The 12,829-nt window shown below is 35.6% G+C and carries 12 protein-coding genes and 1 tRNA gene; all 13 read right to left on the bottom strand.

All coding sequences use genetic code 11. The features are described 5' to 3' along the window. Positions 1 to 250: 250 nt before the first annotated feature. Positions 251 to 412 carry a DUF1540 domain-containing protein gene (locus AC1VAQ_RS14995; RefSeq protein WP_302597450.1) on the bottom strand — a complete coding sequence of 54 codons (162 nt, stop codon included), beginning with the start codon at positions 410 to 412 and terminating at the stop codon, positions 251 to 253. Between the two features lie 171 nt (positions 413 to 583). Continuing rightward, positions 584 to 991, bottom strand: coding sequence for an arsenate reductase ArsC (locus AC1VAQ_RS14990; protein WP_302597451.1), 408 nt, complete (start codon positions 989 to 991; stop codon positions 584 to 586). A 23-nt stretch (positions 992 to 1,014) separates the two neighbouring features. Beyond that, positions 1,015 to 2,337 (bottom strand): MATE family efflux transporter, encoded by a 1,323-nt coding sequence (locus AC1VAQ_RS14985; protein WP_479904101.1) that lies wholly within the window; start codon positions 2,335 to 2,337, stop codon positions 1,015 to 1,017. Positions 2,338 to 2,367: 30 nt separating this feature from the next. Beyond that, positions 2,368 to 2,676, bottom strand: a complete 309-nt coding sequence (locus AC1VAQ_RS14980; protein WP_302597453.1) for an ArsR/SmtB family transcription factor — start codon at positions 2,674 to 2,676, stop codon at positions 2,368 to 2,370. A gap of 183 nt (positions 2,677 to 2,859) precedes the next feature. Next, positions 2,860 to 3,384, bottom strand: coding sequence for a fasciclin domain-containing protein (locus AC1VAQ_RS14975; RefSeq protein WP_303243912.1), 525 nt, complete (start codon positions 3,382 to 3,384; stop codon positions 2,860 to 2,862). Between the two features lie 138 nt (positions 3,385 to 3,522). Then, positions 3,523 to 4,779, bottom strand: a complete 1,257-nt coding sequence (locus AC1VAQ_RS14970) for a choice-of-anchor A family protein (RefSeq protein ID WP_302597455.1) — start codon at positions 4,777 to 4,779, stop codon at positions 3,523 to 3,525. A gap of 416 nt (positions 4,780 to 5,195) precedes the next feature. After that, positions 5,196 to 6,707, bottom strand: coding sequence for an aminotransferase class I/II-fold pyridoxal phosphate-dependent enzyme (locus AC1VAQ_RS14965; protein ID WP_330697547.1), 1,512 nt, complete (start codon positions 6,705 to 6,707; stop codon positions 5,196 to 5,198). An 865-nt stretch (positions 6,708 to 7,572) separates the two neighbouring features. Then, a tRNA-Leu gene (locus AC1VAQ_RS14960) sits at positions 7,573 to 7,655 on the bottom strand. Positions 7,656 to 7,773: 118 nt separating this feature from the next. Further along, complete coding sequence (locus AC1VAQ_RS14955; RefSeq protein ID WP_302597457.1) at positions 7,774 to 9,159, bottom strand: glycosyl hydrolase family 18 protein; 1,386 nt, start codon at positions 9,157 to 9,159, stop codon at positions 7,774 to 7,776. A gap of 170 nt (positions 9,160 to 9,329) precedes the next feature. Beyond that, the gene (locus tag AC1VAQ_RS14950) at positions 9,330 to 10,538 is read right to left on the bottom strand and encodes a coproporphyrinogen-III oxidase family protein (RefSeq protein WP_302597459.1); all 1,209 of its coding nucleotides are present in this window, start codon (positions 10,536 to 10,538) and stop codon (positions 9,330 to 9,332) included. After that, positions 10,531 to 11,043, bottom strand: coding sequence for a flavodoxin family protein (locus AC1VAQ_RS14945; RefSeq protein ID WP_479904100.1), 513 nt, complete (start codon positions 11,041 to 11,043; stop codon positions 10,531 to 10,533). The genes AC1VAQ_RS14950 and AC1VAQ_RS14945 overlap by 8 nt, the downstream gene beginning before the upstream one ends. A gap of 29 nt (positions 11,044 to 11,072) precedes the next feature. Next, positions 11,073 to 11,855 (bottom strand): ABC transporter ATP-binding protein, encoded by a 783-nt coding sequence (locus tag AC1VAQ_RS14940; protein ID WP_302597461.1) that lies wholly within the window; start codon positions 11,853 to 11,855, stop codon positions 11,073 to 11,075. After that, positions 11,845 to 12,828, bottom strand: a complete 984-nt coding sequence (locus tag AC1VAQ_RS14935) for a FecCD family ABC transporter permease (RefSeq protein ID WP_302597462.1) — start codon at positions 12,826 to 12,828, stop codon at positions 11,845 to 11,847. The genes AC1VAQ_RS14940 and AC1VAQ_RS14935 overlap by 11 nt, the downstream gene beginning before the upstream one ends. Between the last annotated feature and the right edge of the window lies 1 nt (position 12,829).

The following is a 12,829-nucleotide window of genomic DNA, read 5'->3' as shown; positions in this document are numbered from 1 at the left end:
AATAGGTTTCTCTCAATGATTTCACATGACTAAAAACTATAAATAACTAAAATTTGTAAATGTGAAATCTATATAACTGTGAAATCTATATCCCTAATTAATTTAACTCAATTTTGTAAATAACATTTAAAGATTTAGAATTATAAAAGGCGTAATGTGTATGTCTACATCATTACGCCTTTTCCATTATTACCTTCTTTCTGTTTTACCTTTTCTTTCTTTTGCTTATCGTCTCCTTCCTTCATAACATTTATTTCTCTAACTCAAAAGATTCACAATCTGTACAAGCTACTTGTGTAGGATGTGCCTCATGTGTTCCTACCATAATTTTGCTAAGTGTACAGTTGTCCTGCGATTTTGCATGATACTTGCATGAATTCACAGTGCATCCGATGCTTGAATTTACTGACATATTTAATATCTCCTTTCATTTTTATTACCTCTTTAGTAATTCCCTCATTACTTCAAATTATGTATTTAATCATACAACCATTTTTCTCCATTATTAAATTAAAAATCCATTATCAAATTAAAAATAAGAGACAATAAGAAACTTATTTCCTACTGCCTCTTCTACCTCTTATTAAATTTCCTTATTTGCAATTCTTGCTTTTAGCTCAAGTACCTTTTGTTCAATCATCTTAGCTGTCTTAATGAATGCTTCATCTTCTTTGCCACTTGGATCTTCAAGGCCCCAGTCTTCTCTATGCTTACATGGTAAGTTTGGGCATTTTACATTACAGCCCATTGTAATGACTACATCTACCTCTGGAATATCTTCAAGCAGTTTACTGCGTTGTGTTTCGTTCATGTCAATGCCATGTAAGTCTTTGATAATTCTAACTGCATCTTGATTAATCTGTGGTCTAAGCTCTGTCCCTGCTGAATAACTTTCAAATACGTCTGAAGCTAACTTTTTACCTAATGCTTCTGCCATCTGACTTCTACATGAATTATGCACACATACGAATGCAACTTTTAATTTTTCCATTTTAATCTCCTCTTTTGCTTAAACTAAGCTGTAAATGTAATTTTATTTTTAATACTTATAAGATAAATGCCCACAAGGACACTGCCTTTTAACATGGTTGAAATCGTTATACTCCACCAAATGCCATTAACACCAAGAAAGCTTACACAAATATATGCCATAGGCAACCTTAAGGCTGTAAAAATAACACTGACATAAGATGGAATCTTAGGTCTGCCAATCCCCGTTAAAAAGCCATTAGATACCATTTCCATGGCATTAAAAATCTGAGAATAGGCAATGATACGCAGATAGCTTGCGGCAATGGCAATCGTTGCAGTTTCCTTTACAAATAAACCTGCAAGCTGCTCTGGGAACACCCAAAAGATAAGACTACTTAAGGCTGCATAAACTATACCTACACCTATAGCTGTCTGATATCCTTTTCTAAGTCGTTCTCCTTTTTTAGCCCCATAGTTCTGCCCTATAAAACTAGCCACTGCACCATTTAAACCACCTGTTACCATATAAGTTACAGATTCTATTTGAATCCCTATCTTCTGCGCTGCTACTGCATCTGAACCAAACTGAGCAATCAACTTAGCCAGTAAAATATTAATTAAGGTAAATAGAATACGCTGAAAAGCAATCGGTGTTCCGAGTCTTGTAATCTCACTCATTTTTTCAAAGTCTATCTTTTGCTTAAAATCTATCTTTAAAAATTCCTTACCTACACCTAAGTACATTACAAACATAACCACATTGGCTATAAGTGTGGCAATTGCTGCCCCTATCACGCCCCATTTGAAAATATAAATTAAAATAGGGTCTAATACAATATTGATTATAATCCCTACAGTACTTATTTTAAGCGCACTCTTGGTATTGCCTAAGCTAGCAAATATCCTTGAAAATACATTGTTAAAGCATGCAAAAAATAGCATTGGTGCACTCCATGCCAAATACCTATAAGCATTTGCAGCTACTTCTACTTTATTAAGACCTAAAAAGCCAATAAAGTTCTTCCCACATAAAATGAGCACTATGGCATAAATAAAGCCAATGATTCCGCTCATCTGCATTCCTGTTTGTATATATTCTTTAGCTTCTCTCGTATCATCTTTTCCTACACTATGTGCTACCTTAATCCCTGTACCAATCATAATGAGGGCATTAATGGCATAACCTAATGCTACAAAAAAGCTAGAAGACCCAATACTTGCTACAGCATCACTCCCTAAATGCCCCACCCAGAGCATATCCACTAAGTTGTATGTAAACTGCAACAGTGAACTTCCCATAATAGGCAGTGCTAAAGCAAGTAATACATTCATTACTTTCCCTTGTGTTAAATCAACTTTTTTCATTTTATTGTCCTATCATTTATTTTATTAGAATTAGCATTTTCCCTGAGCTTCACCACTATTATTCACCTTAGTCAAATCATTTAATAATGCCTTTGCATGGCATGTGCCTTCTTCACTAATGGCATAATGTGTCCATTTTCCTTCTTTTCGACTTACCACAATTCCTGATTCACAAAGTATTTTCATATGATGCGATAAAGTAGATTGCCCAATATTCAGTTCATCTAACAACTTACATGCACACTTCTCGCCGCTTTGAAGCATTTCTAAAATCATCAAACGATTCTCATCACAAAAAGCCTTGAAAATCATGGCATGCTTTTTATATTTATTTTCCATAGCTCTCCTCACATCGAAATTTATTGATGTATCTATATTAAAGTTCATATCGATATTTGTCAATATGAACTTTTTTATGTAATTTTACACTTTTATAAAAAGAAGGCATAAAAAATACTGCATTAAGCATCTTTTACGCCTTTCATATTATTATTACCTTTTATATTCTTTTATTCTCATCTACTATTTTTCAGGCATTATTACTGTATCAATAACATGAATAACACCATTGCTTACTGGAACATCTGCTTTTAAAACCTTAGCCCCATCAATATAGACATCCCCATTTTTAACTTCTATCTTAGCGGATTTACCATTGAGCATCGTAATGTCTTGACCATTTAACTTAGTAATTTCCTCAACAGGTAATTTACCTTTTGTAACATGATATGTGAGTATATCTGTAAGTTGTGCTTTATTGGCTGGCTTTAAAAGATTTTCTAAAGCACCCTTTGGTAATTGTTCAAAAGCCCTGTTGGTTGGGACGAAAATAGTGAATGGACCTTCACCCTTTAATGTCTCTGTAAGTCCAGCTGCTTCTAATGCCTGCTCCAATGTTGAATATTCCTTTTCATTCTTTTTCAAGAATTCTACTATGTTCTTGGAATTTTGCATGTTTTGACTAGTGCTGGCATAAATACTCATACATAATTGCAATGCTAGTATAACCACCATGCACATTATAAGTCCTCTGCGTTGTTTTCTCATATTTTCACTCCTCTATGTTGTATAAATTAACCTCAATTACTTTACCCATTTTAATTAAATTTATTCAAGTACAAAAACAAAGGAAGTGCTATGAAACGGTTTAAATCGTTCCATAGCACTTCCTTTGTTTTTTGCTTTTTATGGCTGTAAATTCATCCAGTACTCTAATTCCTCTAAATTAGGACAAGTAATTGGTGGTAATTTGCCTATAAATGGATTGTTATGACCTTCGAAATTACCTTTGGAAACAAATGAATTTGCAATAAATGTTCCCTCAATATTGCCATAGCCTGCTACTCTAAAATCACCTGTTGGTGCAAGTACACTGCCATAAATCGTTCCTGCGATTGGTATATCATGCCCCGGCATTGCAAGTGGTAAATTCCAAATAATTCTGCCTGCATAAGACTTTGCAAGTTCACTGCTACCATTAATCATCATTTGGGCTGTCTGGCCAATGGCATTTCCCATAGAGTTAATGACAATCGTAGGTTGTTTTTCCATGTCAATATTAGAAATTTGGATTTCACCTAAGCTTGTTACATCTGGTGGCAATGTAAAGACTACCATCTTATCTGCATCATCAGACGCCTTTAATTCTAAGCAATTCTTATTATACTGATTATATTGTACTGTTCCTGTAGGTACCTTCAGTGCTAAGAAATAAGATAACACAATGTACTTTTTCTGAAGTGCTGCAAAATCAATGATATCATTATTGACATTCATTTCATCTATAGCACCCGCACCTGCATATTGTAATGTCACATTGTCTTTGCTATCTGTAATAATATTGCCACTTACTTGACCACTTGTTAATGAGAAGCTCCCCCCATTACCTAACACAACAGCTACCGGATATTGATTTTCCTCAGTTGTTATCGTTTGAGCAATAGCATATTGGTTATAAATTGCCTTTTTGCCTACTGCTACACGTCCTTCGGAATCCCCATTTGTCATCTCATGCGTATCAAAAATAAAGAAATTAAAGTTTCCTGCAATCCATAATGGTCTATTCATTGGTAAAGTATTTTTAATCTTAGCTAATTTTTCAGATAATCCTGTCGTATCATCTTCAATAATCTCTGATGATAGGCACTCTTCATTATCTGTTTCCTTAGCTGCTTTCTCACTATTTTCATCGGCAACTATTTCTTCCCCCAGCTCAGGTGCTTGCACATTTTCTTCTACTCCCTCTACTTTTTCCGTAGCTTCTGATACTTCTACAGCCCCAACTGTATTACTATCTTCTTCAGCTGCGCCCCCATCTACGCTGCCGGCCTCTTGCACTACATTTACTGGTGTTTCTTCTGCCCATATTGTAGTGCTTATACAAGTCCCCATCATTGCAAGCATCAAAACTTTTGCTGTCTTTACCTTAAGTGAATGACTCATTCAAAATCCCCTCCCCAATTAATTTCTTGACCATTTTTAATGTATCAATACTATGAGATATGTAGAACAACCTTTTAGTAGCATCTTTATACCATTAAGTCTCCCCTCCCAAAACCTTATTAACCTAAGCGCTATTAGTTAATGAATGATATATCTACCAAATTATTCCTTAACCTCAAAAATATAATATCACACTATTGCAAATATTGTAAATATTTATAGACAATAAAATTAAAAAGTTTTAAAATATTAAGTCCCGCCATAAAGTATAGAGAAACCAACTGTTAAAGGGAGTTATTGTGAAATTTATTTCGCAATAACTCCCTTTTCATAGCGTATGAAAGTTCAACTTCTAACTTTCATATTTCAAGCTCAAAATTTAAGCTGATAATGCAACGTTAGCCGCTTTATTTTAATTATTGTTTATAGTAACTGAGAAAATCACCAATCTTTTTAACAGCATCCTCTAACACCTCTATACGTGGCAAATAAACAACACGGAAATGATCTGGTTTTCCCCAATTAAATCCTCCACCATGTATAATGAGTATTTTCTTATCTCTCAATAAATCCAGTGCAAACTTCTCATCATCCAAAATATTAAACTTTTTAATATCTATTTTAGGAAAAATATAAAATGCAGCTTTAGGCTTTACCGCACTTACTCCTGGTATATCATTAAGCGCCTTATATATATATTCTCGTTGTTCATATACTCTTCCCCCTGGGACAATATAGTTATTAACACTTTGATAACCACCCAGTGCAGTTTGAACAATCGATTGAGCTGGTACATTTGAACAAAGCCTCATGTTGGATAGCATATTAAGCCCTTGCATATAATCTCTCGCCATATTTTTATTCCCACTCAGAACCATCCAACCTATTCTAAATCCCGCAATCATATGTGACTTTGATAAGCCGCTAAAAGTAACACAAAATAAATCTGGTGCTAATGATGCAATAGATATATGTTCTTCTCCGTCCATTACTAAACGATCATATATTTCATCTGAAAAAATAATAAGCTGATGTTCCCTTGCAATATTTACAATTTGCTGCAGAATCTCTTTTGGATATAATGCCCCTGTAGGATTATTAGGGTTAATAATTACAATTGCTTTTGTCTTGTCAGTTATCTTCTTTTTTATATCCTCCATATCAGGATACCACTCAGCTTGTTCGTCGCAAATATAATGAACTGCCTTTCCACCTGCTAATGTTACGCAAGCAGTCCACAATGGATAATCTGGTGCAGGAACTAGCACTTCATCACCATTATCAAGTAATGCAGACATACTCAAATTAATGAGTTCACTTACACCATTTCCTGTATAAATATCTTCTATAGAAACATTAGGAATGTTTTTAAGCTGAGCATATTGCATAATTGCTTTTCTAGCAGAAAAAAGTCCTTTAGCTGCTGAATATCCCTCGCACGCTGTTAATTGCCTTTGCATATCATATATAACCTCATCTGGTGTACGAAAACCAAATGGTGCCGGATTCCCGATATTCAGCTTTAGTACATGTGTACCACTTTCCTCCATCCTTGTTGCTTCCTCTACAACAGGCCCCCTTACATCATATAAAACATTATCTAACTTTGATGATTTTTTAAATTCACGCATACTTATTCCCCTTTCTCCTCTAGCACATTCACTAGATAACCTCACCATATTGTCATTACCAGTCCCATCAGATTTTAAATCTTTACCATATAACCACTTAACATCAACATTCAAAATCTCCGCAAGGAAATGACCAATATTTTCTCTAGGCACTGCTTTTCCACTTACATATTGACTGATTTGACTCTTGCCAAGTTTAATTCCCCCCGTAGTTGCCGCTCGAATCAAATCAACCTGTTTCATTCCCTGTTTGTTCATTGCTTCCTTAAATCGTTCTGCAAATATTTTATCAGCCATCATTCATTCCCCTTCTTGACTCATCAAATATACTATTCTTTAAAAATTCAAAAAAGTTCATTTATTTTGTTCTAATAATATCACTCACCTCTTTAAAGTTCAAGTATTTAATCCAGAAAGTTCAAATATTATTTTTAAGAAGTTCATTTTAGTTAAACAAAAAAAGAAATAAGTTCATTTTACCTCGTAAAATGAACTTATTTCTTTTGCAATGCTATGTATTGTTACACCTTGTACCCTATCTTCTCAGCCTCCTCTTTTCTTTCAAGCACCCACTTATAAGCAGCTTTTGCATCACTAAAAATCCATCAATCGCCTCCCAAGGATTTACTTCATCTCAGTGAAAACTTGCCTACTTGGAAGCTGCTTATTCATTTGTACCTTATAAAGATCAGAAGAAGTGGGAGGCTTACCCTTTTTCCTTGCTACATGTTTAAACTATAGACTCTGCTATAGCCCTGGATCCTTGCAAAGTTCAAAGGCCTTCTGATAATAGGATTGTTCTAAAATTTGCAGTCACTGTGTCTATCTCACTAACGCCACCGTCCCTGCATCATCGCAGCCCTCCATCGCCTGCCTCCCCTAAAAAAGTTCTAGCACTTGGTATTGGGATTAAAGATTAAGCTTTCTGGTTTATGCCTTTGAGTTTTAACTTCGTTCCTACACTAAGATATATGTCCTAAAAAAATAAAATCCCCACTTATTGCTTAAAACTTAATTAAATTCGGCTATAGACTAAGTAATATTTTTTTACATTCAACTTTCTTTTTAATATTTTCCCACAGCAAAAAAAGGCCCTCCAAAGCCTTGATAATAGGCTGGAGGGCTCTCCTATGTAGAAATTTAAAACACCACTTGAGATTGATACAGAGAAGGGGACTTGAACCCCCACACCATTGCTGGTACTAGAACCTGAATCTAGCGCGTCTGCCATTCCGCCACCTCTGCGTGTTGTTTATCTCTACCTCTATTTTATTAGAAAATATTATTATTTTCAACTAAAAATTATATTTTTATTTTTTATTTTAATGTAAATTCCACTATTTGTTAAATCTCATACCATTTTTTAATTTGGCATATTGCCTAAACGCCAGTAAGAGACACTTGTGATGCCTAGAAGCTTGGCTAAATCAATTTTTGCCTGTGTACTTCTTTGGTCTTCATACCAAATCACATTTTTCATCCCATCTGCTTCGTAGGTGGCATATGTATCTTGAGTTGTTTCATCGAAATGTATAGTAGTGCCTACTGTATTTAAGCGACTTTGGATTTGTGCATAGCTTGGTGTAAAAGCACTGCTATTTGTAACCTTGTTGTTTTTTACTTGCCACTGCACACTAGCATAGCTGATTTGAAGGGCGATTTTATCTTTATTTGAGATGGCATTTACAGCTTCTTCTAAGGTACCATAAACTGCCTTGATTGGCGTTATTGGCGTATTCGTAGTACCTGCTGCTTGATCGTTTGCTGTTAAGGTCTTTGCACCATAGTCATGTGCCATAAGGATGACATGATCTGCGACTTCACCAATGCCCTTATAGTCATAGCCCTTAAAATTAGTAGTTGGCTGAACCGCTACATTGAGCCTTTTACCTTGGGCAGCTAAAGCGGCTTTAAGTTCTTTTAAGAAAGTCATATAAGGTGCCTTTAAATCGCTACTGTAAAATTGCTCAAAGTCTATGGTAAGACCGTCAAAACTTCTTGTCTGCCCCTCTTTAGTCACGCCATTACATAAACTGACAAGTTCCTTAATAAGCTGGTTACGTTTAGCTTGATCTGTAAAAAGCTTATTTACTGCATTATCTTTGTTATCATAGTAAACCATTAGATACGTTTCTACTCCATTATTTTGTGCCAAATCCACAGGAATCTCAAAACTAGATGGTACTTTAAAGTCTCCACTTGTTGTACTTACTGAGAAATCACCATTATTATAAGCTAAACTTGCCCACCCAAAACTGATAGCATCATAATTTGTAATGCGGTCCATCTGACTGCTTGAACTAATTGCATAGCAGGCATGCTGCCATTTGAGTGGTGTTTCTAACTTAGCTTGTATACGGCTAATGATTGTCTTGGCACTTTCTGCGCTCACATAGGCTTTGGGATTAAAAGCATTTTGACTAGTCCCGTTCATAAGGCCTAAAGCTTTTACTAAATTAATCTCACCTTTATGTGTTGTTACATCTTTGAAGCTATTGCTGTTTTCATAATTTGCAGCTAAACTCTTGTAGCCTAATGCTTCTACAATAAGTACGGCAGCTTCTTCTCTTGTTAAATTTCCTTCTAGCATTACATCTATCTTATTACTTCCTGTCTGTAAATCATCTAGGCTTTTGGCAAAGCTTGCTTTTTCTACTAGATTCGCATCACTATTAGTAGCGCCATAAGCCGTGGAGACACATAGACTTGCTAAAGCAATGCCACTTATCCATTTTTTTAAAATTAGCATAATATCCCCCTTGCAAATACTATTTTCTGTATTTCTTTCATTATATTCTCCTTATATTACAAACAGGTAACACTTATGCTAATTCTATGTAACATACTTTATTTCATAACTTGTCCCTTCATTTTACTTTTAGCTCTAATGAGATGATGCATGACATTAAATAACTTATTTTATATGAGTAATGATAACTGCCTTGAAATTGTGTTGCCCCAGAATATTCCTTTAGTCGTTAAACGGTAATACGTTGCTTCCGGTACTACCATTTCTTGTGTTACTAACTGTTCTAAGACCTCTTCATATTTCATGCGCTCTTTATATAAGCTTTCATTCTTTGGAAGATATAACATCTGCAAATCCCCTTTGAATTTTACAACCTGCTTATAGTCACTTTTAAAATGCATCCCACTTCTTGTATTAAACTCTTGCACACTCTTTTCATATTCCTCTAACTTTATAGGATTCATCATAGCAAGCCCGCCTATGGAGCCACCTGCCCCTGCACCAAGAGGTAATGTATCTGCACCTTGATGACGGTTGCTAATATATTTATAGGCATCTTTCTTTACCATCTTCGTAAGCTCTAAAAAATTATAACCAGCCTTTTTCATATATTCACTAATGGCAAAAAACATAACCTCATCGTTTTCCTGACTTTGTGCCCCCTCTATAGCTGTTTCCTTCATATTAATAAGGGAGTACATGGAAAATCCATCCAAATCCAAAGCTATAATTTTATCTAAATCACTATATAAACTCGCCATAGTTTGCTTTGGATAATTATAAATAAGGTCCATACTTACTGTAACATTTTCATAACTTTTAAGTTCCTTAAGCTTTTTATACGCCTGGGTACCACTACCAACTCTCCCCATCAACTTTCTGCCTTCTTCATCAAATGTCTGAATACCTACTGAAAAACGATTTACTCCAGCCGCTACTAAGGTCTTTATTTTTTCTGAGGTTAACTCAGTCACTGTAGTTTCTATGGTAATTTCTGCATTAGCTGTCAAGCGAAAAGTGTGCTTAAGTGCCTTTAAAATCTTCGCTAATGCCTCTCCAGATAAGGTAGTTGGGGTACCACCACCAAAGTAAACTGCATCAAATACTGTATCTTGTATGTAATTAAACTTTCCGTAATTCTCTATTTCCCTGACAATTAAGTCTGCATACTGTGTACTAGGTTCTTGTAGACTTCTTCGCATATTGCAGAAACTACAAATCTTCTTGCAAAATGGTACATGAATATAAATCGTTGCATTTTTTTCGTGGGCACTTTCATTTGGACTAGAAAGTACTTCCTCTACATTTTTAACGCCCAGCAAATATTTATTGCCACTTGCCATGGCACTATGATGGGTTTTTATACGCTGACTAAACATTTGCCTTCAGCCTTTCATTAAACAACTCAGCCCCTGCAAGAAGGTCTACCTTACTTGGGTGATTTGCAGCAATTTCATAGCGTTTTCTTTTTTCTGGTGTGACTGCATGTGGGTTGTCTTGTGGCAACTTCTCAAACATCTGGATGATCTTAGAATCTAATTTACCTTGGCAAATGTATTTTGCAATAACCTTATTTTTATCTTTTACTAATGCTTCCCCATTACATAATGATTGCCAAGCATGCTCTGAATCTGGCCAGAAACCTAATGTGGCAAAGAGGCCTACTACCTTGTTTTCTAAACCTTGTAAAAATACTTTAGCTTCTTCATTTGGGCCCGCTTTGTCTACCCAGTATCCTGCTAATACCACATCATAAGCTGCTAAATCTGTTACTTCTTTCATTGGCATAATTTGTTTATCAGCTACTTCTAAGCCTTCAAAAATACCTTCTGCTAATTTCTTTGTGTTACCTGTTTTACTTGAATATGTTACTAATACTTTCATATTTCACCTCTATTAATTTTTATTTAAGATTAACTTACAATCCCTGATACAATAGGCACGATATACTGACATTTATTTTTAGGACACCAGCGAATATCTGCCTCAATATTATAGACTTCCTTTAATCTTTCTTTTGTAATACCTTCTTCTACCGAGCCGGCATAAAGCAAGCTACCACCTTTCATAATCAGTAGATTATGACTAAATAAAATTGCTTGATTAATATCATGTAAAACCATGACAATCGTCATGCCATACTCCTTATTAAGCTGTTTCACTAAATTTAAGATGTCCAGCTGATAGTGAATATCTAAATAAGTCGTTGGCTCATCTAAAAATAAAATTTTTGTTTTTTGTGCCAGTGCCATAGCGATCCATGCTCTTTGTCTTTCACCGCCTGAAAGCTGACTAATCCTTTTATGGGCCATATCTTTTAAGTTTGTTACTTTGAGTGCCCAGTTAATACTCTCTTCATTCTCTTCATCTTTTGCAGAAAAAAATCCTTGATAAGGACATCTCCCAAAGCTTACCAATCGCTCCACTGTTAAATCCCCAGGTGCTGCATTTTGCTGATGAACGATTGTCATCTCTTTTGCAATTTCTTTGATTGGCATTGTACTAAGATTACGTCCATTTAAAATAACATGACCACTCTGAGGCGTTAGCTGATTGACTACAACATTTAAAAGTGTTGATTTACCTGAGCCATTTGGCCCTATAATCGTTGTAATCTTACCTGTTTCAATCACTGTGCTTAAGTTTTCAATAAAGGGTTTACCCCCATATGTAAAATCTATATTTTTAACTTCCATAATTTTTATCATCCTTTCTTAAAAGATATAAAAAGAATGGTCCACCTATAACTGTCATAATAATTCCTACTGGAATCTCATAAGGTGCAGTTACCGTTCTACCTAATGTATCTGCTACAAGTAATGTCAGCGCCCCAAATAAAGCTGTAAACGGCATTAAAATTCTATGCTCAGAGCCCATCAGCATTCTTGAAATATGTGGGACAACTAGTCCGATGAAACCAATAATTCCTACATAAGCTGTTGAAATTCCAGCTAGCAGTACTGCCACCACTGAAACTAAAATACGTAGCCTATTAGGATTAAATCCAAGGCTCTTGGCATTTTTGTCACCTAACGCTAGCACATCACAGCTTTTACTCATAGCAAAGGCAAAGGTAAGTCCTACCACTGTGTAAACACTCATAGCACGTACTTGTGCCCAACTTTTTTTACCTAAGTCACCATTAAGCCATGTAAGTACACCCGAAAGACTCTCACTATTTAAAATAGAAATCATACTGGATAAACCGCCTAACATGGCATTTACAGCAACCCCTGCCAAAATAATGCGTATAGCTGAAATGCCCTTCTTCCATGCCAAAGAATAAATCATAAAGCAGGCCATCATTCCACCAATAAACCCAAAGAGGGCCATACTTTTTGTGGCCCCAGGGAAGTATAGCATCACAATCATTACTACTACACCTGCTCCTGAAGAAATCCCTGTAATCCCAGGGTCTGCTAGAGGATTTCGCATAACCCCTTGTAAAAGTACCCCCGCCACAGACAAGTTTGCCCCTACTAATACGGCCATGATAACCCTTGGAATACGAATATCTCTTACAATGCCGCCACTTCCACCACCGCCATGAAAAATAGCGCTGATCACTTCCTCTATAGGCACCATGACGCTTCCTACAGAGATGGCAAGTAAAATACTTATGACAAGTAATACACTTACTATGCTAAATGCCCATATATTTTTCTTCATT

The organism is Cellulosilyticum sp. (assembly GCF_982396655.1).
The sequence above is the reverse complement of the archived record's forward strand: the minus strand, read 5'-3'. Positions and strand labels throughout refer to the sequence as shown.